General features: G+C 58.0%; 22 protein-coding genes. 11 read left to right on the forward strand and 11 right to left on the reverse strand.

The annotated features are described in order from the left end of the window. Positions 1-25: 25 nt before the first annotated feature. Complete coding sequence (locus IC231_RS08360; protein WP_190784089.1) at positions 26-538, forward strand: hypothetical protein; 513 nt, start codon at positions 26-28, stop codon at positions 536-538. A gap of 66 nt (positions 539-604) precedes the next feature. On the opposite strand, the gene gldC is transcribed toward IC231_RS08360, so the two are convergent. The 6 genes from gldC to IC231_RS08390 all read right to left on the reverse strand — a co-directional run bounded on the left by gldC (position 605) and on the right by IC231_RS08390 (position 6,981). Further along, positions 605-943 carry a gliding motility protein GldC gene (gldC, locus tag IC231_RS08365; protein ID WP_185886783.1) on the reverse strand — a complete coding sequence of 113 codons (339 nt, stop codon included), beginning with the start codon at positions 941-943 and terminating at the stop codon, positions 605-607. Positions 944-1,080: 137 nt separating this feature from the next. Beyond that, on the reverse strand, positions 1,081-2,205 hold the full coding sequence (gene dnaN / locus IC231_RS08370; protein WP_185886784.1) for a DNA polymerase III subunit beta: 1,125 nt from the start codon (positions 2,203-2,205) through the stop codon (positions 1,081-1,083). Between the two features lie 446 nt (positions 2,206-2,651). Then, a complete protein-coding gene (gene gldG, locus IC231_RS08375) occupies positions 2,652-4,361 on the reverse strand; it encodes a gliding motility-associated ABC transporter substrate-binding protein GldG (RefSeq protein ID WP_190784090.1) in 1,710 nt (569 codons plus the stop codon). Positions 4,362-4,376: 15 nt separating this feature from the next. Continuing rightward, positions 4,377-5,102 (reverse strand): gliding motility-associated ABC transporter permease subunit GldF, encoded by a 726-nt coding sequence (gene gldF, locus IC231_RS08380; protein WP_190784091.1) that lies wholly within the window; start codon positions 5,100-5,102, stop codon positions 4,377-4,379. 115 nt (positions 5,103-5,217) lie between these two features. Further along, complete coding sequence (gldA, locus tag IC231_RS08385) at positions 5,218-6,144, reverse strand: gliding motility-associated ABC transporter ATP-binding subunit GldA (protein ID WP_190784092.1); 927 nt, start codon at positions 6,142-6,144, stop codon at positions 5,218-5,220. Positions 6,145-6,288: 144 nt separating this feature from the next. Next, entirely contained in the window at positions 6,289-6,981 is a 693-nt protein-coding gene (locus tag IC231_RS08390; RefSeq protein ID WP_185886792.1) for an SDR family oxidoreductase, read from the reverse strand. Positions 6,982-7,069: 88 nt separating this feature from the next. On the opposite strand from IC231_RS08390, the gene IC231_RS08395 reads away from it, so the two are divergent. Then, a complete protein-coding gene (locus IC231_RS08395; RefSeq protein ID WP_190784093.1) occupies positions 7,070-7,765 on the forward strand; it encodes a GIN domain-containing protein in 696 nt (231 codons plus the stop codon). 32 nt (positions 7,766-7,797) lie between these two features. On the opposite strand, the gene IC231_RS08400 is transcribed toward IC231_RS08395, so the two are convergent. After that, positions 7,798-8,511, reverse strand: coding sequence for an SDR family oxidoreductase (locus tag IC231_RS08400; protein WP_190784094.1), 714 nt, complete (start codon positions 8,509-8,511; stop codon positions 7,798-7,800). Between the two features lie 144 nt (positions 8,512-8,655). Between IC231_RS08400 and IC231_RS08405 the strand changes: the two genes are divergently transcribed. After that, the gene (locus IC231_RS08405; RefSeq protein WP_394368200.1) at positions 8,656-9,345 is read left to right on the forward strand and encodes an MlaE family ABC transporter permease; all 690 of its coding nucleotides are present in this window, start codon (positions 8,656-8,658) and stop codon (positions 9,343-9,345) included. Between the two features lie 97 nt (positions 9,346-9,442). Beyond that, the gene (locus IC231_RS08410) at positions 9,443-10,252 is read left to right on the forward strand and encodes an ABC transporter ATP-binding protein (protein WP_185886796.1); all 810 of its coding nucleotides are present in this window, start codon (positions 9,443-9,445) and stop codon (positions 10,250-10,252) included. A 116-nt stretch (positions 10,253-10,368) separates the two neighbouring features. Here IC231_RS08410 and IC231_RS08415 read toward each other — a convergent pair whose 3' ends face one another. From IC231_RS08415 to IC231_RS08430, 4 genes are all read right to left on the reverse strand, one after another. Further along, a complete protein-coding gene (locus IC231_RS08415) occupies positions 10,369-10,917 on the reverse strand; it encodes a YfiT family bacillithiol transferase (protein ID WP_190784095.1) in 549 nt (182 codons plus the stop codon). Positions 10,918-11,045: 128 nt separating this feature from the next. Continuing rightward, the gene (locus IC231_RS08420) at positions 11,046-11,675 is read right to left on the reverse strand and encodes a bifunctional nuclease domain-containing protein (protein ID WP_190784096.1); all 630 of its coding nucleotides are present in this window, start codon (positions 11,673-11,675) and stop codon (positions 11,046-11,048) included. A gap of 97 nt (positions 11,676-11,772) precedes the next feature. Further along, on the reverse strand, positions 11,773-12,750 hold the full coding sequence (locus IC231_RS08425; protein WP_190784097.1) for an electron transfer flavoprotein subunit alpha/FixB family protein: 978 nt from the start codon (positions 12,748-12,750) through the stop codon (positions 11,773-11,775). Positions 12,751-12,873: 123 nt separating this feature from the next. Then, positions 12,874-13,614 carry an electron transfer flavoprotein subunit beta/FixA family protein gene (locus IC231_RS08430; protein WP_073282728.1) on the reverse strand — a complete coding sequence of 247 codons (741 nt, stop codon included), beginning with the start codon at positions 13,612-13,614 and terminating at the stop codon, positions 12,874-12,876. Between the two features lie 77 nt (positions 13,615-13,691). Here IC231_RS08430 and IC231_RS08435 point away from each other — a divergent pair, with 77 nt between their 5' ends. The 7 genes from IC231_RS08435 to IC231_RS08465 all read left to right on the forward strand — a co-directional run bounded on the left by IC231_RS08435 (position 13,692) and on the right by IC231_RS08465 (position 23,024). Further along, a complete protein-coding gene (locus IC231_RS08435) occupies positions 13,692-14,030 on the forward strand; it encodes a tetratricopeptide repeat protein (protein WP_190784098.1) in 339 nt (112 codons plus the stop codon). 54 nt (positions 14,031-14,084) lie between these two features. Then, positions 14,085-14,762 carry a response regulator gene (locus IC231_RS08440; RefSeq protein WP_190784099.1) on the forward strand — a complete coding sequence of 226 codons (678 nt, stop codon included), beginning with the start codon at positions 14,085-14,087 and terminating at the stop codon, positions 14,760-14,762. Positions 14,763-14,814: 52 nt separating this feature from the next. Further along, positions 14,815-16,170 carry a sensor histidine kinase gene (locus IC231_RS08445; RefSeq protein ID WP_190784100.1) on the forward strand — a complete coding sequence of 452 codons (1,356 nt, stop codon included), beginning with the start codon at positions 14,815-14,817 and terminating at the stop codon, positions 16,168-16,170. A 126-nt stretch (positions 16,171-16,296) separates the two neighbouring features. Then, positions 16,297-17,574 carry a TolC family protein gene (locus IC231_RS08450; RefSeq protein WP_190784101.1) on the forward strand — a complete coding sequence of 426 codons (1,278 nt, stop codon included), beginning with the start codon at positions 16,297-16,299 and terminating at the stop codon, positions 17,572-17,574. 53 nt (positions 17,575-17,627) lie between these two features. Beyond that, positions 17,628-18,722 (forward strand): efflux RND transporter periplasmic adaptor subunit, encoded by a 1,095-nt coding sequence (locus IC231_RS08455; protein WP_211538961.1) that lies wholly within the window; start codon positions 17,628-17,630, stop codon positions 18,720-18,722. Between the two features lie 146 nt (positions 18,723-18,868). Further along, positions 18,869-22,027, forward strand: coding sequence for an efflux RND transporter permease subunit (locus IC231_RS08460; RefSeq protein WP_190784103.1), 3,159 nt, complete (start codon positions 18,869-18,871; stop codon positions 22,025-22,027). Between the two features lie 142 nt (positions 22,028-22,169). Further along, positions 22,170-23,024, forward strand: coding sequence for a transporter (locus IC231_RS08465; protein WP_190784104.1), 855 nt, complete (start codon positions 22,170-22,172; stop codon positions 23,022-23,024). Positions 23,025-23,189 lie beyond the last annotated feature (165 nt).

The raw sequence follows: 23,189 nt of genomic DNA on the forward strand, positions 1-23,189 counted from the left end.
GACCTGTCAACGATATTTAAGAACGATGAGAAAGCAACTTGCCACCGCTGCCCTGCTCCTCGCCGCTACCCTCGGTACGCAGGCCCAGCAAAAGCCTTCCCTGGCTCCCAAGGACAAAACCCAATCGTCGCCGCGCCTGAATCCGGTGCAGGAGCGGGCCAAGCGCCTCTCCGACCAGATGGTGCGCGACCTGCGCCTCAATGGCTACCAGGCAACCCGTCTGCGGGCCATCAACGATGACAAAGTCGCTAAAATGGCGGCTATTGAGCGAAAAAACGCCGGAAATCAGAAGCTCATTGACGAGCAGTGCCAAGGCGTCTGCAAGGAGCGTGACCAGGAGTTGCAGGCCGTACTCTCGAACGACCAGTACACCGATTATTATGGTTCCCGCTCGGCTTTCTATAAGTTTGACAAGGACTACGCCTCTCGTTCGGCTAATGCCAACGCCACGTTCGTAAACTCGGTGCAGAACCCTTCGCCGGCTTCCAGCGGCGCTGTTATCGCGCCGGCCCGTACCACTCCCGCCCAGACTCGTTAGTCTGAGAAAAGCCCATAAAAAAGCCTCCGCAGCAGTTGCTGCGGAGGCTTTTTTATGGGCTTTTCCTTACTTCTGCTTCTTGGTTTCCTCATCGATATGGTCAGTGAGGACCCGGCACAAGTCGCGCATTTTGGTGGCCATTACCACATCGTTGGTAGCCGTCATAATGGTTTCGGCCATGGCTCCGATGTTATCCACTACGAAATACTTCATAGCATCGACCGGCATGTCCTTGGTCCAGAGGTCTATTTTCATGGTGCCATCCTGGTTACGGTCCCAGATGGCCACATTAATGGCTTTGGCGAAGTGAATATCGGGGCCCGCGTCCGTCGCCGACCAGCTGATGGCTTCGGGCACTTTCTGGTCGTCGAGGGCAATACTGAAGCGGATTTCAGATTTTTTCATGTCAGGGGGGTGTTTACAGAAGAACGTCATGCTGAGCTTGCCGAAGCATCTCCACTGCAAAAACTAAATCTAGTTAGCAGCGCGGCAGAGATGCTTCGGCAAGCTCAGCATGACGTTCTTTTGGTTTCGAGCAGTTATTACACGTAGTTGTTCAGCATCACCGGCATCACGAGCATCAGAATGTTCTCGTTGTCGTCGGCGAGGGTGGGCATGAGCAGGCCAGCACGGTTAGGCGTGCTCAGCTCCAGCGTGATTTCCTCCGAGTCGATGTTGCTAAGCATTTCCTGCAGGAACTTGGCGTTGAAACCGATTTCCATGTCTTCGCCGTCGTACTGGCAGGCCAGCTTTTCGTTGGCTTCGTTCGAGAAGTCCAGGTCTTCGGCCGAAACCGTCAGCTCCGAACCCGCGAGGCGCAGGCGTACCTGATGCGTGGTTTTGTTGGAGTAAATGCTGATCCGCTTCACCGAGTTCAGCAGCTCTTGGCGGCTGATGATAAGCTTGTTGGGGTTGCTGACTGGAATTACGTTCTCGTAGTCGGGATACCGCTCGTCAATCAGGCGGCACACGAGGCGCATCTGGTTGAAGCTGAAGAAGGCGTTGGAGTTGTTGAACTCCACGCGCACTGGCGTGGCCTCGGAGGGCAGCGCACCTTTCAGCAGGTTGAACGCCTTGCGCGGAATGATGAGGTTGGCAGTCTGGCCGGCGCCTACGTCGGAGCGGCGGTAGCGCAGCAGGCGGTGGCCGTCGGTGGCCACAAACGTCACCTGGCTGTCGGCGAGCTGCACCAGAATACCGGTCATGGCCGGCCGCAACTCGTCGGTGCTTACGGCGAAGATGGTTTTGTTGATGGCGCGCGCCAATGACGACGACGGAATTTCCAGCGGTGCCGACCCTTTTACTACCGGTACCCGCGGAAAGTCGGTGGCGTTTTCGCCGGCCAGTTTGTAACGGCCGTTGGAGCTGGCAATTTCGATGGTATAGGTTTCCTCGTCCAGCGTGAAGGTCACGGGCTGGTCGGGCAGGTTTTTCAGGGTATCGAGCAGGATGCGGGCGGGAGCGGCAATGCGGCCACTTTCGCGGGCTTCCACGGGCAGCTCGGTCATCATGCTGGTCTCCAGATCGGAGGCTGTAATCGTCAGCTTGCCGTCTTCGATTTCAAAGAGAAAGTTCTCCAGAATCGGCACCACAGGGTTGTTCGTGACCACGCCGTTGATGCTCTGAAGCTGCTTGAGCAGGGCGGAAGACGAGACGATGAACTTCATAAGGATGGGGTTCGGGAGTGTTTTTGGAAGGGAGACAAAGATAGGAAACCGGGGCGGGGTTTTCTAGTATTACGAAGGTGGCTTTACAACACCTGGAACTTCCTCAGGCCGGTTGAAAGATGCAGAAAACGGCCGGGGCGGCTTCAACTCCAGCTGTGGCGCCAGACAACTAGGATACTTGTCCGGAAAGCTGCCAACTGCAGACCGTCTACAATCTGCATCACGGAATTTATCCCGGAAGTGCCGGTAATAGCCTGTTGAGTGCCGTCGTGCTGGGCTAGTGCCTTTTCACTAAGAGTGGCGTCCGGCAGCGTCCGTACCGATAGACACAGCCGACCCATACGTATAAACCTGCCACTGGTAGTATTCCCCGATTCCGCGCCCAGGCCACTGCTCAGCAAGCCCCCCATCATAGAAGCCAGTCAGGAGTTTCGGGGAATGACTCTCTAAAACCGCGCGTAGCGGCGCTTACGGCGCCAAGCCCGCACGGCGCCAAACACGCCTAGCAGCACCAGCGGAGCCGCCAGATTCAGGAGTTGCCACTGGCTGCGCTGCTCCGCCACACGCAGCTTATCGAGGGGGCGGAGCGTGATTTGCTTGCCGCGCACCGTAATCAGGCCGCTTTCGTCGAGCATATAGTCCACGGCGTTGAGCACCAGTTCGCGGTTGGCGAATTCGGTGCTGGCGAGGCGGTCGAAGCCGAGGCGCATGGGGCGGCCGGTTTTGGGGTCTACCTCATTGCGCACAAAGTCGCCGTCAGAAATGACCAACACTTTGGCAGGGCGGGCCTGCGGCGAGGTTTCGGGCTGGAAGCGGGTGGTACCGGGCTCGGTACGGTTGGCATAGAGGGAGCGGAACTGGCCTTCGAGCAGATAGCCGACCGGATTAAACTTCGAGGTATAGAGCTTCTGGTCGGGCGGCAGGCGGGCGTCGTTCAGGTTCACGGGCACGGGGGCCGGCAGCACGCGCGTATAGCGCGAGGTAAACATGAGCGGCGTTTTGCGGATGCCGGTGGCTTTCACCGTATCGAGGCTGCTGATGAATTTGGTGTACACCGCGTCGAGGTTGCGGGTGATGGGGTGCGGGCTGTAGTTGTTGATGAGTGGGTAGAACTGCCACGGCATGGGCTCTACTTTGGGCTTGTCGCCCTCGGTGCCCGTCACGAGCGGAATCACACCGGAGTTGAGGTCCAGAATCAGGTCGGGGTTTACCCGGACGCCGTACTTGAACAGCAGGTCGTCGAGACCCAGCTGCAGCGGGAAGGCCAGCATTCCGCCCCGAGCGGCGCTGTCGAGGTTCACGCGCATGGCGTCCATAAAGAACAGCGCATTGCCGCCCTGCGTGACGAATTGGTCCAGCTTGAACTTCTCGGGCTCGGTGTAGGCGGTGGCGGGCTTGGCTACAATCAGGGCGCTGAGCGTGCGCAGATCCTGGGGCCGCGACGCCGCCAGATTCACCCGGAATACGTCGTAGAACTGGCCCAGGGAGCCGATCAGGTCACCGGCTTCCAGGTTAGATAGCTCGCCGTGGCCTTCCACCACCCCAATGCGCTTGCGCTGGCCGGGGCTGAGCTTGCGGATGGCGCTGGCCAGCTCGTATTCCAGCCCTTCGATGCTTTGGTTGAGGCGCACGTCGGAAGGCGCGGCCTGGTTGCCGCGTAGCAGTAGTACCTGTTGCTGCTTGCCGCCGGCCTCTACCGTGGCCCAGGGAAAGATGATTTTCTCGACCCGCTTGCCGTTTTCGTTGGCGCCGAGGTTGGTGGGACGCAGGCCTTTCTTCAGCAGCGTCTCATAGTATTGGTTGCGAGCCTGCTCGGTGCCGGCCGCCGACGGGTCGATGAAGACGTAGTGCAGGTTGGAGCCGCCGTACACCTGCATTTCGTTCAGGGTTTCGCGCACCGACTGCTGCAGCCGCCGGAATGCGGGCGGAAAGTCGCCGTCCAGATATACCGTTACCGTCACGGGCTGCTTCAGATTTTGCAGCAGCGCCTTGGTAGCGTCCGACATGGTGTAGCGCTTCTCCTCCGTCAGGTCGAGGCGGAAGAAGAATTGCTGGCCGAGGAAGTTGAATAGCAGCAGCAGGCCTATCACCACCAAAAAGCGGGTCAGGTCGCGGCGTTTGCGGGAAGCAGGAAACGAGGGTTGTTGTTCGGACATGTTGTTTCGTAGCTGCTACCAGTTCCGGCTTTGCAATACCAGCCGCGTAGCGAGTAGCAGGCCGGCAATCAGACTAAGGAAATAAAGTAGGTCGCGGGAGTCGATGAGGCCTTTGCTGATGTCGCGGTAGTGGGCCGCAATGCCCAGCTGGCCGATGTAGTAGGCCGGTGCCCCGTCGAAGACCGAGGCCAGCGAATCGAAGCCCGAATACACCAGAAAGCAGCCTACCACCGCCACCAGAAACGCAATGATCTGGTCGCGGGTGATGGCCGAGGCGAAGATGCCGATGGCCGAAAATACCGCTGCCAACAGCCCCAGCCCCAGGTAGGAACCCACCGTGGCCGCCGAGTCGATGTTGCCGGGCGGATTGCCGAGTTGATATACCGAGTAGTAGTAGAGCAGCGTGGGCAGCAGCGCCAGCAAAGCCAGCAGCAGGCAGGCCAGGTACTTCCCTCCTATTATCTGGCCATCGGTGAGCGGGCGCGTGAGCAGCAGTTCAATGGTGCCGGCCTTCTTTTCCTCGGCGAATGTTCGCATAGTGAGGGCCGGAATCAGGAACAGGAAAATCCAGGGAGCCATGTTGAACAGCGTCTGCAGGTCGGCAAAGCCGTAGTCCAGCACCGAGCTATCCGGAAAGACCCACACGAACAGGCCCGTAGCCACCAGAAACACCCCCATGACCACATAGGCCACCGGCGAGTTAAGGAAGCTGTTGAATTCTTTGCGAAGGATGGCGAGCATCGAATGATGTGCTGATTATTGATGTGTTGATTGGCTAGCTGTCATCCTGAGCGAAGTGAAGGACCTTATAACAGTAGAACGACTTGTTCTATGGTAAGAAGGTCCTTCGCTCCGCTCAGGATGACCGACTTGGGTCTTTGGTCAGCTGCTGAAACACCTGCTCCAGGCTCTGCTCTTCCTGCCGCAGCCCCAGCAGCACCCAGCCCTGCTGGGCAGCCAGCCGCGAAATAGCGCCGCGCTGGTCGGTACCGGCCGCGGCCCGGATGCGGTAGGTAGTGCCGGTTTCCACTTCCACGCCTCGGATGCCAGCCAGAGCCAGCAGCGGCGCCGAGTCAATCGGCTCCTCAAACTCGGCACGGATGATAGTTTCGCGCGCGGCCTTACCGCCCAGCTCCGATACGGGCGAATCGGCGACGAGCCGGCCGCGGTTGATGATGACGGCGCGACTGCACAGGGCGGCTACTTCGGGCAGAATGTGGGTGCTGAAGATGACGGTTTTGTCCTGGCCCAGTTCCCGGATCAGGCTGCGGATTTCGCCAATCTGGTTGGGGTCTAAGCCAGTGGTCGGCTCGTCGAGGATAAGCACGCCAGGGTCGTGGATGAGGGCCTGCGCAAGGCCTACGCGCTGGCGGTAGCCTTTGGACAGGGCCCCGATTTGCTTGTTCTGCTCGCGCCCCAGCCCTACCCTATCCACCAGTTGCCGTACCCGCTGGCGCAGCCCGCTGCCTTTCAGACCGTGCACCGACCCAATGAATTCAAGGTATTCGTGCACGTACATATCGAGGTAGAGCGGGTTGTGTTCGGGCAAGTAGCCTACGCGGCGGCGCACTTCCAGCGGAGCCGTCTGCACGTCATAGCCTTCAATAACGATAGTGCCAGCCGAAGGCGGCAGATACCCCGTAGCCATCTTCATGGTCGTGGACTTGCCGGCCCCGTTCGGCCCCAGAAACCCCAGTATTTCACCTTTCCCGACCGTGAAGGATATGTCATCCACCGCCGTTTGGGTACCGAAGGTTTTGGTAAGATTCGTTATTTCAACCATGTAGTAGTGGTCATTTGCAATGAACGGTCATGCTGAGCTTGTCGAAGCATCTCGCGTGCTGACATTGCCAGAGTAATCCAACGAAGCGGTAGAGATGCTTCGGCAAGCTCAGCATGACAACACTCTGCAATCCAAGTCGTAACCTTACTTTGGCAGCGTGGGCCGCATCTGCAGCTCCGATATCATCGTGCTTTGTGGGGCCTCCAGCGCGTGCACGATAGCAGCGGCAATGTCTTCGGGCTGCATCTTATGCGGGTCAGGTTTCTGGCCAGGTTCGGCGCCGTTGAAGTTGGTTTCTACCGAGCCGGGCATAATGCACGTTACGCGCACTCCCTGCGGCCGCACTTCTTTGAACAACGAATCGGAAAAGCCACGCACGGCGTATTTGGTGGCGCAGTAGCCAGCCAGATTGGGGCTGCCCGCCGTGCCGGCAAGGGAAGCTACATTGATAATGTGGCCTTCTTTCTGCTGCTTCATCTGGGGCAAAACGGCACGGGTGCAGTAGAACAAGCCATGCACGTTGGTATCGAACATAGCGTGCCAGTCATCCGACGAAAAGCCGTCAATCGGTCCGAAATTGCCGATACCGGCGTTGTTCACCAATACATGCACCTGCTGGCCCAGTTCTTTGGTAGTAGCGGCGTACGCCTTCTGTACATCGGCTTCCTTGCGGATGTCGCACTTAATGAAGTGAAAGCGCGGATGTTTGAAATCATCGGGAGCAGTGCGGCCCCAGCCGGCCACTATGGCCCCTTTGGCCAGTAGTGCCTCAGCGGTTGCCCGCCCAATGCCTTTGCTGACCCCTGTGATTATGGCTACCTTGCCGCTAAGATCCATAGCTGTGATGATGTTTCGGAATACATTCGGAGTGCAAGTTAATGGCCCCTGGCGGGTTTTACGTGGTATGCTGGCGTTGGGGCTGAGTATGGGACTGTTAGCATCCTGCCAGAACAACGACTGTCTGAAAAGTGCCGGCGAAGAAACCACGGAGCGGCGGGAGCTGCCCGAATTTCAGGACATCACCATCAACGACAATGTGAGCGTAACGCTGGTACAGGATTCGGAGACATACGCCGAAGTCAGGACCGGTAAGAATCTGCAGGAAGACCTGAAGCTGGAAGTGCGCGGCAGCCGACTTTACCTCACCAACGAAAGCCGTTGTAACTGGGGCCGCAGCTACGACATAGCCTACGAAGTTACGCTGCATCTGCCCCGTATCAACGATGTAGACCATTTGGGCCAGGGCACCATCCGCACCCAAGGCCAATTCCGGGTTGATACGGCCTACTTCCACATGACCGGCACTGGCGACTATGACCTCGACCTGCGTAGCAACTACCTATGGCTCGACCAGTACGAACTGGGCGACTACCGCCTGCGCGGCACCACCGACCAACTTCTGCTGACCGGTGGCGGCCTGGGCCGATTCTTCGCCACCGAGTTGCGCGCCCGCGCCTGCTACCTCAACCTGAGCATCTACGCCGACAATGATGTGTATGTCAATGCCTCCGAGTATGTGCAGGGCACCCACGCCGGCGGCGGCAGCATTTACTATGCCGGCAACCCTACCACCGCCGATGTCCGCGTGACGGGCAAAGGAAAGGTCATCAAGCAGAATTAGTGAGTTGGTAGCACTTTTGCTACTATTTGCTACTATAGGTCTCCAAGCTGCGGCCGGATTAGAAGCTCTTCCAGCACCGCCTGCGGCGAAAGAGAAAAGGCAGCATAGATGGCTGCGGCCACATCCTCAGCCCGCACGAACCGCTCGGCGGGAAGGTCCACGCCTTCCCAACTGGCGGTAAGGGTAGCGCCGGGCAGCACAGCCGTTACGCGCACGTTTTGCTCCTTCAGCTCCTCGCGCAGGTTGCGTGTGAAGCCATATAAGGCATGCTTGGCAATGCCGTAGGAGCCCCCATTCGGGTAGGCCATGATGCTGGCCGTGGAGCAGATATTGAAAATATGGCCGCGGCGGCGCGCAATCAGGCCAGGCAGCAGGGCCAGGGTCACGTCATAGGCACTGAGCAGGTTCACGGCCAGCATCTGCCGTAGTTGCGAGCCATCCTGCGGCTCATCTTGTAGGCGGCCGGGCAGAAAGGAGCCCGTATTGTTCACCAGCACTTCCACAGCTCCTCCCAAACTCAATACAAACTCTGTGAAGCGGTGGCAGTCCTGGGGTTGGCTGAGGTCGGCGGGCAGCGTGTGCAGCCGGGCACCGGGAACTTCCTGCGCTACATCTGTTTGTAGCCGGGCCAGATCTTCGGCTGAGCGGGCACAGGTAACCACTGCAAAGCCGGCCCGCAGGAAGCTCAGCACTACCGCCCGCCCGATTCCTTTGCTGCCCCCTGTTACCACGACATATTTTTCCATTCCTTTGGTTGTTGTTTCGGTTTTTACGTAAGGATTCAGGGCTTCTGCGGCTCAGCTAACTCGCGCCGCAAGTTCCCGCTTTTCTATCTCACTTCGCCTCCTATGGTTAAGACCTTCGGTTCTTTTCTACTGTTTATGCAGAGTATGCTTTTCCGCAAAGAGCGGTTTGCTGTTCTGTGGAAACGCACCATCGATGAATGTGTACTGATTGGTATTGACTCAGTATTTATCGTTGCCATTGTTTCGGCGTTCATCGGGGCTGTTACCTGCGTCCAGATTGCCTACAACCTCATCAACCCGCTCATTCCCAAATCCACCATCGGGTACATGGTGCGCGAGATGACCATTCTGGAACTGGCACCGACCATCACCAGCATCGTGCTGGCCGGTAAAGTTGGGTCGAGCATTGCGGGTGGCCTGGGCACCATGCGTATCACCGAGCAGGTTTCGGCGCTGGAAGTAATGGGTATCAACTCGGCTTCCTATTTAGTACTGCCCCGCATTATTGCTTCTATGGTTATGTTTCCGCTCCTCGTGATTCTGGCTATGGCCTTATCTATTGTGGGTGGCTATCTTGCCGGAACGTTGTCGGGAGCTATGTCGGCGCAGGAATACATTGAAGGCATCCGTACCGATTTTATTCCTTACAACATTGCGTTTGCGCTGATAAAATCGGTGGTCTTCGCGTTTCTGGTATCGGCTATTTCTTCCTTTAAAGGCTACTACACTGAGGGCGGCGCGCTGGAAGTAGGAGCTGCCAGTACCGGTGCCGTTACCAATTCTATCATTGCCATTCTGCTGGCCGACTACGCGCTGGCCGCCATTCTCCTGTAAGTAATAAGTGAAGAAATGAGCAGCCAGAGAGGTTTCCGCACCTTCTTATCTGCTTAACTCGCTGTCATCTTCACTCATTCACTCATTCCACCGCGAAATGATTGAGGTTCATAATATTCAGAAGGCGTTCAACGGCAATCAGGTGCTAAAAGGCATTACCTGCACCTTCGAAACGGGCAAGTGCAACCTGTTGCTAGGCGGTTCCGGCACCGGCAAAAGCGTGTTGCTACAGTGCATTGTGGGCCTGATGAAGCCCGATTTGGGCAGTATCACTTTCGATGGCACGGTGTTCACGAACAACAAAGTGGACATCCGGCAGGAAATCCGTCGCAAAATTGGGATGCTGTTTCAGGGCGGCGCCTTGTTCGACTCGATGACAGTGTATGAAAACACGGAGTTTCCGCTGAAAATGCTGACGCCGGAAATGAGCCGGGAAGAGCGGCGCGACCGGGTAGAGTTTTGCCTGAAGCGAGTAGGCCTCGAAAATGCAGGCACCAAAATGCCCTCCGAAATTTCCGGTGGCATGAAGAAGCGCGTCGGTATTGCCCGCGCCATTGCGCCCCAGTGTACCTACCTCTTCTGCGACGAGCCCAACTCCGGCCTCGACCCCGCCACCAGCATCAAGATTGACCAGCTCATCCAGGAAATCACCTACGAGTACAACATCACCACGGTCGTCATCACCCACGACATGAACTCGGTCATCGAAATCGGGGACCATATTATCTTCATGCACAAAGGCCTCAAGCTCTGGGATGGCACCAAGGATGAAATCCTAAACGCCCAGGTACCGGAACTGCGCGAGTTCATCTTCAGCAGCAGTCTGGTACGGGCTGCCAAGAAGGTGGATGAGGAATCGGAAGGTGGCCTCGAAGCCTTGGCTAACGGTCCGCTTTCTGAGGTATAGCAAGTCTGCCCCGCCTTCTCAGGATATAGACCAAAGCGACAAACCCTGCTATCCTTATGGATGGCAGGGTTTGTCGCTTTGGTCTGGAGACGTAGACTGTATTTCTTCCTGACGAGCTACGCCCACCCTTCCCGGCGGCGCAGCTCCGTGATATGGCCCAGATGATGCCGGCCGTGCCAGGCATAAAGTACCAGCGCCTGATCCAGCGTGTAGTCGCGCTGCTGCTCCGGGTGATGAAAGGTACGGACCCATTGCTCGTCAGTAAGGTGTCGCATCAGCACGCCCCAGCGAATGTGCAGTGCCTCCAGTAGCGCCAACGACACGGCCGGTGGCGTTGCCTGCGAATCAGGCAGCTCAGCCCAGGCACCTTCTTCGTAGGGCCGCACCACCGGGTTTTCCTCAGTAAGAGCCAGCTTGAAGCGGGTGTAGCTGTTCAGATGAGAATCCGGCAGGTGGTGCACAACCTGGCGCACACTCCAGCCTTCTGGGCGATAAGGCGTGTTGAGCTGCGTAGGGTTCAGGCCCGTCACGGCAGCGCGTATCTGATCCGGCAGCAACGCAATCTGGGCAATGTAGGCCATACGGGCGCCATGTTCCAGCGGCTGCGTGGGTAGCACTGGGGGCCCAATCGGGTAGCGCAGGTCAGGTTCAGCAGTGATTGTCATAGAAGTGAGGTCTGGGTTGGAGGTGCAAGGTACAAACCGCCGGAAGCAGCCAACTGTCTTCCCTAGTAAAAGTAAAAAGGCTTTCCTGTGTCAGGAAAGCCTTTTTACCGGTCTAGTGATGCCGATGTTTAGCCGTTACGCTTGTTCAGTTCGTCACGGATTTTGGCAGCCTTTTCGTAGTCCTCACGCTCCAGCGCCTGCGCCAGCATCTTGGTCAGCTCGTCCAACGACACTTGGCCGCTTGGGTCGCGCGGCGCGGGGGCCGGTTTGGCCGGACCCTCGTTGGTGTCGTCCTCATCTTCGTCGTCCTCATCGTCGTCATCCGCCTCATCAGCGTTTTCGTCGAGGTCCGAGAGAATAATACCGGCTTCGCTCAGAACGCTTTCCACCGTAAAAATGGGCACTCCAAAGCGCAGTCCAATAGCAATGGCATCAGAGGGCCGGGCATCGAGCTCAAACGTGCTGGCGCCATCAGAGCAAACGATTTTGGAGTAGAAAACACCTTCCTTGAGGTCTGAAATCAGAACTTCGAGCACCGCCACATGTACGTGCTCGGCGAAAGACTTGAACAGGTCGTGGGTGAGCGGCCGGTTCGGATTGATTTTTTCTATCTGGATGGCAATGCTCTGTGCCTCAAACATGCCAATAATGATCGGCAGACGCCGATTACCGGTTTTCTCGCCCAGAATGAGGGCGAAAGAGCCGGACTGCGACTGGCTGGAGGACAAGCCAAGAATTTCGAGCGGAATCTTCTTCACGAATAAGTGAATGAGTGGAGGAGTGAAAGGAAGGTCTAACGTGAAAACAGCGAATGAGTGAAGCTAACACTCATTCGCTGTTTTCCTCATTCACTTACTAGTTAAGTTCCTTTACGGCCTGAGTGAGTTTAGGCAGTACGTCAAATACGTCGCCAACGATGCCGTAGTCAGCCGCTTTGAAGAACGGAGCTTCCGGATCCTTGTTGATAACCACAATCACCTTGGAGCTGTTGACGCCGGCCAGGTGCTGGATAGCGCCCGAAATGCCGCAGGCAATGTATAGGTTCGGCGACACAGTGATGCCAGTCTGGCCCACGTGCTCATGGTGAGGGCGCCAGTCAACGTCCGACACGGGCTTGGAGCAGGCCGTAGCCGCGCCCAGCGCCTGCGCCAGCTCCTCAATCAGGTGCCAGTTCTCCGGGCCTTTCATGCCCCGGCCACCCGATACCACTTTGTCGGCTTCGGGCAGCAGAATGCCGCCAGCCTGGTCCTGCATCACCACCTGCTTGGGAGCATCAGCAAAGTCGGCATCCGACAGCTGGGCCGAGAAGGCCTCTACCTGAGCGGTTTTGCCGGCCTCGTGCAGCGCCTCAATAGAGTTCTTTTTAACGGCAATGATTTTCCGGTCGCCATCCAGCTTCACATCGGCGAAGGCTTTGCCCGAGAAGGCGCCGCGCTTCACCACGAAGCTGCCGCCGTCCGTTTTGGGCAGCTCCACTACGTTGGTAGCCAGGCTGGCCTGCAGCCGCACCGACAGGCGCGAGCCTACCGAAGCCCCAATGTTGGAGTTGGCCAGTACAATTATTTTCGAGTCTTCTTTCTGCGAGGCGGCGGCAATGAGCTTAGTATAGGCCCCGTTCACAAAGTCCTTCAGGCGGGGCTCGGCGTCGTGCAGCACCTTGGTGATGCCCTGCTCACCCAGCTTGGCCAGGTTGGCTTCGGTGGCTTCACCCACGGCTACGGCCGTAGCCGTGGTACCCAGCATCTGGGCTACCTGGCTGCCGTAGGAGGCTACTTCCAGCGAGGATTTCTTTACCTCGCCGCCGTCACATTCAACAACTACTAGTACAGACATTTTCTTCTTAATTAAGAATTAAGAATTAGTAATTAAGAATTGTTGGTCTTTACCACAAACTGCTCTTCGCGAGAGTATGCTAGGGCAACTACTCATTCTTAATTGTTAATTCTTAATTGATGTTTAGATGACTTTGGCTTCGTTGCGGAGCAGCTTGATCAGCTCGCCGGCGCTTTCGGCCGGGATGAGCTTTACGCCCTGCTTTTTGGGCGGCAGCGCGTACTCGGCTACTTCGGTGCGGGCCGCATCAGCGGTAGGCTCTACCACTTTCAGCGGCTTGGTGCGGGCCGTCATGATGCCGCGCATGTTCGGGATGCGGGGCTCGCACATCGGCTGCTGGCACGAAGCCACAAACGGCGTGTTCACCTCCACGATTTCCTTACCACCTTCGATTTCGCGCTCCAGCGTGGCGGTGTTGCCGCTCATATCCAGCTTCATAGCCGGCGCTACCGTCGGGATGCCGAGCAGCTCGCCTACCATGCCGTGCACCTGGAAGCCGTTGTAGTCGATGCTTTCCTTACCCATCAGAATCACGTCGTAGCCACCGTCTTTGGCGATGCTGGCAATCTGCTGCGCCACAAAGAAGGCATCTTTCGGATGCGCGTTCACGCGGATGGCATCATCGGCACCAATAGCCAACGCTTTGCGGATATTGGGTTCCGTGTCGGCTTCGCCTACGTTGAGGACGGTTACGGTACCACTGCCCTGCGCTTCTTTCAGCTCAATAGCACGGGTAAGGGCGTATTCGTCCCACGGATTGATTACGAACTGCACCCCCGCCTTATTGAACTCCTTGTTATCGGGAGTGAAGGTAATTTTGGTGGTCGTGTCGGGTACGTTGCTGATGCAAACGAGAAACTTCATCTACGGCTGCTTGAATGGAGGATAAACTACGGGGAAACTCCCAAATTTGGGGCGAAGATACTGAAAACTCCCACCCAATGGAAACGACACCCAGCCGTCTGCAGCAACTCCTCGCCTTCTATCAGGACGACCCGAACGACGCTTTCACGATTTATGCGCTGGCCACCGAATACAAAACGACAGAGCCGCTGCGGGCGCTGGAATACTTCCAGAAACTGCTGACCGAGCACCCTGACTACGTGGGCACTTACTACCACGCCGGCAAGCTGCTCGAACACTTGCAAAAGCCGGATGAGGCCGAGAAAGTTTACCGCGAAGGGCTGCGCGTAAGCCGAAAAGCCGGCCAGATGCACGCCGCCAGCGAACTGCAGCAGGCCCTGAACCAATGCCTAGGCCTCGATTACGAAGACGAATAGCACCTGTTCTGGCCGGCCCGTCTGGCCCGCGCAGCCTCCTGATTTCGGAAAACCATGAAAATACTGCTGGTAGAAGACGAGCCCAAAGTATCGGCCTTTATCCGCCGGGGCTTGGAGGAAGAAGGATTTGCCGTAGACGTGGCTTTCGATGGCGACATGGGCCGGCGGCTGGCCCTGGCCCAGCCCTACGACCTGGTGATTCTGGATGTAATTCTGCCCCTCTTCAACGGCTACGAGGTACTCACCGCTATTCGCAGGCAGGACCAGCAGCTGCCCGTGCTGATGCTCACGGCGCTGGGCACCACGCAGGACAAGCTACAGGGCTTTGGCGGCGGCGCCGACGACTACTTGGTGAAGCCGTTCGACTTTCCGGAGCTGGTGGCGCGGGTGCATGCCCTCACGCGCCGCCGGGGGCAGCAGGCGAAAAGCATGGTGCTGACCCTGGCCGACCTGCAGATTGATACCAGTGCCAAAACCGTGGCCCGCGCAGGCCAGCCCCTCAAGCTTACGGCTCGGGAGTTTGGGCTGCTGGAGCTGTTTATGCGCCAGACCGGCCGGGTACTCAGTCGCGCCGAAATTGCCGGCGACGTATGGGAAGACTCCTTCGATGCCGGCTCCAACGTGGTGGATGTGTACGTAAACTACCTGCGCAATAAGATTGATAAAGGGTTTTCTCCCAAACTCATCCACACGGTGGTGGGCATGGGGTACGTCATGCGGGTAGACGACTGAGGCGTCGTGCTTCCTTGCTCAACCGTCTGCCCGCCCCAAAGCCAATTCTAGTATGACAATCCGCAACCGTCTGACGTGGCTTTTTCTGGGAATCGTGGCGGTGATTCTGCTGGCGGCCATGTCGGCGGTTTACATTCTGCAGGCCGACTACACGCAGGAGGAGTTTCAGCAGCGCCTCCGCGACCGGGCACAGGTAACGGGCTACGTATTTCTGGAAGAGGACGAGTTGCGCGCCGTGGCTTTTCGGGCATTTCAACGGCGCTACATGCGCACCCTCACCAACGAAGTACTACAGATTTACGACGACAAGCTGCAGCCTCGTTTTATAGAAGAAGACGAACGAGTGAAGATAGCCGACCATATTCTGGCCCGGATTCTGGTGGAAAAGGAAGTGTATTTCCGGTTGGGAGTGCGCCAGGCCGTCGGCATCTTCTACCGCGACAACCAAGGCCAGTTCATCATTGTAGCGGCGGCAGAAAACCAATCGGGCAAAGCCCGCCTGCACTACCTGATTTCCATCATGGCCAGTATTTTCGTGGGAAGCCTGCTGGTGATTTATGTGGCCGGCCGCGTATTTGCCGGGCGTGCCCTCGCCCCTATTGCGGCCGTCAACGACCAGGTAGACCGTATCACGACTCAGGATCTGCACCTGCGGGTGGATGTAGGGCTTAGCACTGAGCAAGACGAAATTACGCGGCTCGCGCGCACTTTCAACCGGATGCTGGCACGCCTGGAGAATGGGTTTGAAACGCAGCAGACTTTTGTAAGCAATGCCTCGCACGAGCTGCGCACGCCCCTAACGGCAGCCATTGGTGAACTGCAGGTGTTGATGAGCCGACAGCGGGAGCCGGAACACTACCGGGAGGTCGTAACATCGGCGCTGCACGAGCTGACCGGGCTCAAAACCCTGATCAACAGCCTGCTCGAACTAACCCAAGCGGAAGACTCCACGATAGGAAAGGAAGAGCTACGGCTGGATGAGCTTCTTTGGGAAGCGCGTGAGGCTCTATTACCCGAGCAGCGCCGCCGTGTACAGATTGTGCTGGGTGCGCTTCCTCCCGACCCGGAACACTTGGTAATCCGGGGAAACCGCCAGCTACTGAGCCGTGCTCTTACCAACTTGCTCGATAACGCGCTAAAGTATTCGGGAACGGACCGCCCGGTGCTGGTGCAGTTCGACTTTCGCGGCGGCCATTCCCACATCCGTATTCAGGACCACGGTATTGGCATCAGTGAACAGGCGCTTCCCTTGGTTTTTCAACCTTTTTATCGGGCCAACAATGCCCGCGGAATTAGCGGGCACGGAGTCGGACTACCGCTGGCACGCCGCATTGTAGAGGCGCACGGCGGGCAATTGCATCTTACGTCCGAACTAGGCACAGGGACTCTTGCCGAGGTAGTCTTCTAACGATTTGGGGGCGGACAAACTACCTTTTTTCACTTATTTCTCCATTCTAATCGGTTTCTAATCCGCCTCTAATTCTGCCCTAATACGGCCGGCGTACTCTTGCATATCCAACTATTTAACCCGGATATGTCCCGCTTTTTTTCCTTGCTGTTTGCGGCCTGCTATCTGGGCCTGAACCTGCACGTGCAGGCCAGCCCCCTAGGCACCGATACGCTGCAGCTAACGCTGCCGGCCGCTGAGCAACGCTTTTTACAATATAACCTGGCGCTGCTGGCCCAGCGCTACAACGTTTCGGGCGCCGAAGCCCAGATTCTGCAGGCCCGGCTTTGGGACAACCCTACCGTTTTTCTGGAGCAGAATACCTACAACCCGCAGACGGGCAAAGTGCTGGACGTGACCCGCACCGGCAACTCCATTGTGCAGGTGCAGCAGCTGTTTGCCATTGCCGGGCGGCGCAAGGCCGCTACCAATGTGGCCAGGCAAAACGCGCTGGTAGAGCAATTCAACTTCGAGGATCTGCTGCGGACCCTGCGCTTCCAGCTCCGCAGCACGTTTTTCGACCTCTACTACAAGCAGCAGAGCGTGCTGGTGTATGACAAGGAGGTGAACACCTTTCAGCGTTCCGTAACGCTCTACCAGAGCCAGTACGAGAAAGGAAATATTGCTCTCAAAGAGGTGATTCGGCTGAGAGCCTTTCTGTTTCAGCTGCGCAACGAACGGCAGCAGCTACTCTCCGACATTGCCGCCCAGCAAACCGACCTGCGCACGCTGCTGCGCGACACCACCGGCACCTACTACGTGCCCGCCGCCGACCCCAACCGCCTGCGGCAGCTTTCCCTGGCCAGCTACACGGAGGGGCAGTTGATGGACTCGGCGCAGGTGAGCCGGGCCGATGTGAAAGCCCGCGCCGCCGACCTGCAGCAGCAAACCCAGAACCTTCGGCTGCAGCGGGCCCTGGCCGCCCCCGACCTGACGGTGGGCTATACCTACGACCGGGCCGGCAACTACATCCAGAACTACAACGCGCTGACGCTGGGCATTGCCGTGCCGGTCTTCAACCGCAACCAAGGCAATATCCGCACGGCCCAGAGCCAGGTAGCGGTAAGCCAGGCTGCACTCAGCCAGCAGCTGCTGCAGGTGCAGAACGAGGTGCAGGAAGCGTGGCGCCTAGCCCGCCAGACCGATGAGCTATACCGCACCACCAACCGGGAAACCTCCGACTTCGAGCAGCTTATGAAGGGCATTGATGAAAGCTACGCCAAGCGCAACCTCACCACGCTTGAATTCCTGGATTTCTACGAGAGCTACAAAAACAACCTCGTACAGCTTTACTCCCTGAGGGCCAGCCGCATCCGGGCCTTCGAGCAGCTCAACTACGCCGTGGGTCGGCCCTTGTTCAACTAAGCTCTCCTATTGCTCCTTCCTCACGCCTACGCAAGGTTAAGTACCTGATGTATATGAACCGTATTGCCCCGCTCCTACCCGTTGTCCTTGGCCTGTTGCTGGCCAGTTGCTCTACTGCACCCGAAGCCGATACCAAGCCGAAAGCCGAAGCCCGCGCGGCCCTCTCGGATGAGATGCTGCGCGACCTGAAAATAGATACCGTTCGCAACGAGCTTATCCGCAACGAGTTGAACCTTTCGGGCCAGATTGCCACCAACGGTGACAAAACCGTGCAGGTATATCCCTTGGTAGGCGGCGTGGTGGAGCAGCTTACGGTGGAGCTCGGCGACCATGTCACGAAAGGCCAAGTCCTGGCCGTGATTCGGAGCGGGGAAATAGCCGACCTGCAAAACCAGAACAGCAGCGCCCTCACCGACCTGGCTATTGCCCAGAAAAACCTTTCGGTGCTGGAAGACCAGTACGCCGCGGGCCTGGCCTCGGAGCGCGACGTGAGCCTGGCCCGCCAGGAATTGCGCAAGGCCCAGGGCAACGTGGGCAAAAGCCGCAAGCAGATGGCCATCTACGGCGTATCGGCGGATGGCACCTACACGCTGCGCGCCCCGATTTCGGGCTTCATCACCGAAAAGAACGTGACCAACCACATGCAGTTCAACGACGATAACGTGGGCAGCTTGTTCACGGTCAGCAACTTGGACGATGTGTGGATTATGGCCAACGTGTTTGAGGCCGACATCGCCAAAGTAAAGGAAGGCTACACCGCCGACGTCACGACGCTGGCCTACCCCGACCAGCACTTCACGGGCCGCATCGACAAGGTATTCAACGTGCTGGACCCGGAAAGCAAGGTGATGCGGGTGCGGGTGCGCCTCGAAAACCCCGGCTACCTGCTCAAACCCGAAATGTACGCCCAGATTAAGGTGCGCAACACCGAATCGGGGCGCATGCCGGCCGTGCCCGCCAACTGCGTGGTGTTCGATAAGGACCGCAACTTCGTGATGGTGTTCAAAGACCGGCACCACATTGAAACCCGCGAGGTGGAAATAGCCAAAACCGTGGGTGACAGGAGCTATGTGCACACCGGCCTGCGCGAGGGGGAGCGAATTATTGCCCAAAACCAACTGCTGATCTACGACGAGTTGAACGACTAGGGCTTTGGCTATTAGCTGATGGCTGTTAGCTGTTGGCTTCTCCAATTTTATCTGCAAACACGGCGGTTTTCTAGCCGCCAGGGCTGCGCTTTGCCCACTGAAAAAGCTAATAGCTAACAGCCATCAGCTAACAGCTTATAACCGCCATGAACAAATTCATCCAGGGCATTATTGCCTTTTCGCTCAAGAACCGGGGCTTCGTGTTCCTGATGACGCTGGTCGTTGTCGTGGCTGGGGTGATAAGCTACCGCCACACGCCCATTGAGGCCTTTCCGGACGTTACGAATACGGAAATTACCATCATCACGCAGTGGCCGGGCCGCTCGGCCGAGGAGATTGAGAAGTTCGTGACGGCCCCGATTGAAATTGCCCTCAACCCGGTCCAGAAGAAAACTAACATCCGCTCTACTACGCTCTTCGGGCTGTCGGTGGTGAAGGTGATTTTCGATGACGGCGTGGACGATGCCTTTGCCCGCGTGCAGGTCAACAACCTGCTCAGCCAGGCCGACCTGCCCGAAGGCGCCGAGCCCGACGTGCAGCCGCCCTACGGGCCCACCGGCGAGATTTTTCGGTACACGCTCCAGAGCAAAGGCAAAACCACGCGCGAGCTGAAAACCATTCAGGACTGGGTGGTGGAGCGCAACCTGAAAGCCGTGCCCGGCGTGGCCGATGTGAACAGCTTCGGCGGCGAGGTAAAAGCCTACGAAATCAGCGTGAACCCCGGCAAGCTCCAGACCTTCAACATCACGCCCCTCGACCTCTACAACACGATTCAGCGCTCCAACATCAACGTGGGCGGCGACGTGATAAACCAGGGCCAGCAGAACTACGTGGTGCGCGGCATCGGGCTGCTCAACAACATCTCCGACATCAACAACACGGTCATCAAGAACGTGAACGGGGCCCCGATTCTGGTGAAGGACGTGGCCCAGGTGCAGGAGTCGGCGCTGCCGCGGCTGGGCCGGGTGGGCCGCGGCCTCAACGACGACGTGCTGGAAGGCATTGTGGTGATGCGCAAGGGCGAAAACCCGTCGGAGGTAATTGCCCGCCTCAAAGACAAAGTGACCCTGCTCAACGAGAAGATTCTGCCCGCCGGCGTGAAAATCCAGACCTTCTACGACCGGCAGCAGCTAATCGACTTCTCCACTGAAACCGTGATTCACAACCTGCTGGAAGGCATTGTGCTCGTGACGGTTATCGTGTTCGTGTTTATGGCCGACTGGCGCACCACGGTTATCGTGTCGGTGATAATTCCGCTGGCGTTGCTGTTCGCCTTCATCTGCCTGCGCCTGAAAGGCATGAGCGCCAACCTGCTCAGCATGGGCGCCATCGACTTCGGCATCATCATCGACGGGGCGGTGGTGATGGTGGAAGGGCTATTCGTGGCCCTCGACCACAAAGCCCACAAGATGGGTATGGAGAAGTTCAACAAAGTGGCTAAGCTGGGTTTGATTAAGAAAACCGGCCGCGACATGGGCAAAGCCATTTTCTTCTCTAAAGCCATCATCATCACGGCGCTGCTGCCCATCTTCTCGTTCGAGAAAGTGGAAGGCAAGGTGTTCAGTCCGCTGGCCTGGACGCTGGGCTTCGCCCTGCTCGGCGCGCTCATCTTCACGCTCACGCTGGTGCCGGTACTCACTAGCATCCTACTGAAAAGGAACGTGGTGGAGAAAGACAACTTCTTCGTGCGCGGCATCAACCGCGGGGCGCAACGGTTCTTTGCCTTCACCTACGCCCGCAAAACCGCCAGTTTGCTGGTGGCCACGGTGGCGGTGGTGCTGGGTATGGGGTCGTTTCACTTCCTGGGCTCCGAGTTTCTGCCCGAGCTCAACGAAGGCTCCATTTATGTGCGGGCACAATTGCCGCTGAGCATTTCGCTGGAAGAAAGCAACAAGCTCTGCAACGACATGCGCCGCGTGTTCCTCAGCTTCCCCGAGGTGGGCGACGTAGTGAGCCAGACCGGCCGTCCCAACGACGGCACCGACCCCACCGGCTTCTACAACAACGAGTTTTTGGTGCAGCTCAAGCACACGCCCGAGGTGCAGGCCGAAATGAAGCATAAAGACAAGCGCGCAGCCCTGATTGCCGGCATGAAAGTCAAGCTCAGCCACTTTCCCGGCGTGGATTTCAACTTCTCGCAGCCCATCACCGACAACGTGGAAGAAGCTGCGTCCGGCGTGAAAGGCTCCATTGCGGTGAAAATCTACGGCCAGGATCTGAAGCTGATGGAAGAAAAAGGCCGGCAGGTGTACGGTGTGCTCAAGAATATTGAGGGCATCGACGACCTGGGCGTGCTCCGCAACATCGGGCAGCCGGAACTGCACGTGGAGCTGGACGAGCGGCGCATGGCCAGCTACGGCGTGAGCAAATCCGACGCAAACGCGGTGCTGGAAATGGCTGTGGGCGGCAAACAGGCCACGCAGATGTACGAGGGCGAACGGAAATTCCCGATTCGGGTGCGCTACCAGAAGCCCTTCCGCGAGTCCAATCAGCAGATTGCGGCCCTAATGGTGCCCACGCAAAACGGCAAGTCGGTGCCGCTCTCCGAAATTGCGAAAATCGAGGACGTTACAGGCCCCTCGCTCATCTACCGCGACGACAACCAACGTTTCTCGGCCGTGAAGTTCAGCATCCGAGGCCGCGACATGGGCAGCACGATTGAGGAGGCCCAGCGCGAGGTGGATAAGGTGGTGAGTTTGCCCAAAGGCTACAGCATGAAGTGGACCGGCGACTTCGAAAACCAGCGCCGCGCCACCGAGCGCCTCACGCAGGTGGTACCTGTTTCACTGGCCTTGATCTTCTTTATCCTGTTCATCTTGTTCGGCAACCTGAAAGATGCCGGGCTGGTGCTGCTTAACGTGCCGTTTGCCATCATCGGGGGCATTGCGGCGCTGCTGCTCACGCACACCAACTTCAGTATTTCGGCCGGTATCGGGTTCATTGCCCTCTTCGGCATCTGCATCCAGAACGGCGTAATTCTGATATCGGTGTTCAAGCAGAACATGGTGCGCCGGCACAGCCTCGATTTCAGCATCTCCGACGGCGTCACCAGCCGGGTGCGCCCCGTGGTCATGACGGCCCTGATGGCCACCATCGGCCTGCTGCCTGCGGCCATGAGCACCGGCATCGGCTCCGAAACATCCAAGCCGCTGGCCATTGTGGTTATCGGCGGCCTTATTACGGGCACCCTCCTGACGCTGTTCATCTTCCCCCTGATTTTTGAGCGGTTCTACCGCGCCGAGCACTCGAAGTACGTACCGCTGCCGCTGCCCGAATCGGAGCGACGTGAGTTGAGCGCTGTCTGAAAGTTTTTGAGTTGGAATGGATAATGTGAATGAAAACCCTTCGTGCTTCACGGAGGGCTTTTTGCGCTTTACAGGACATCTACCCCGCCCATCAGCAGCCTCCCGGTTTGAACCATTCCGATACAAGGATTGTCGAAAAACCATGCGCAAGACCACTCTGCTGACCGCCGCCGGGCTTCTGCTCGCCGGCCCGGCCTGCACCCTGGCCCAAACCATTGACCCCAACGTCAACAATACTGACACCCCGTTTATCCGCAATATCAGGCCCGACCGGCCCGGGCAAACCATTACGACCAGTATGCTCCGGCCCGGCCAGGTGCAGCTGGAAATGGGTACCCAAAGCCAGCTGAACTCGGCTCCCGGCACCATGCCTGCCTTTTCTACCGGCCTGCTTCGAGTAGGATTTTTTGGACTCATGGAGTTGCGCGCCCAGCAGAGCTACCTGCCCCGCGCCGGCAGCGGCTCCGATACCAGTCCTGATTCCGGCATCGGAGGAGTTGGGCGGCCCACTGGTTTCGCGCCCCTCACACTGGGAGCCAAAATGCTGGCCTCCTCCAATCAGGATACCCGTTCGCAGGTATCGGTGCTGGCCGAGCTGACTTTGCCCGGCACGGGTGCTGCCTCCTTTACCAACAAAGTGTACGAGCCGGCCGCTCGCTTGCTGGTGTCGCAGCAGCTTGGCAAGCGGTTTGGGCTGGAAGCCAACCTGGGGTTCCGGCAGCGTGGTTTTAAGGCTGCCGATACCAGCCGGGGCCAATACCTGGGCACACTGGCACTGAACGGCCCGCTTGGAGACCATTTCGGCTTCTTCGCCGAAACTTACACGACCTGGCAGCGGGCCGCAGGCTGGCGGCCCGGCCTGAGCACCGGGATATACTGGCGCCCGGCCCCTGGCCTGCGCTTCGATGTCACAGCCGGCGGAGGCCCCGGCACTGTTCCTTACGCTCCCAGCGGCCCGTATGTGGGAGGCGGGCTAAGCCTGCGCCTTCCTCACTGAAGCCACGGCATGGCATCACATGTTTATGTGATTGACGGCGGGGTGTAGCATTCGGTAGATTTGACACATCGGGTTGGGTTGGCTGCCGTCTGATGGCACACGGCAACCTCTTCGATCTGTCTGCTCCCTTACCCACACCTCTGCTACATTACCGCCAGCCGCCCC

This window comes from Hymenobacter duratus, from assembly GCF_014698995.1.
Taxonomy (GTDB): domain Bacteria; phylum Bacteroidota; class Bacteroidia; order Cytophagales; family Hymenobacteraceae; genus Hymenobacter; species Hymenobacter duratus.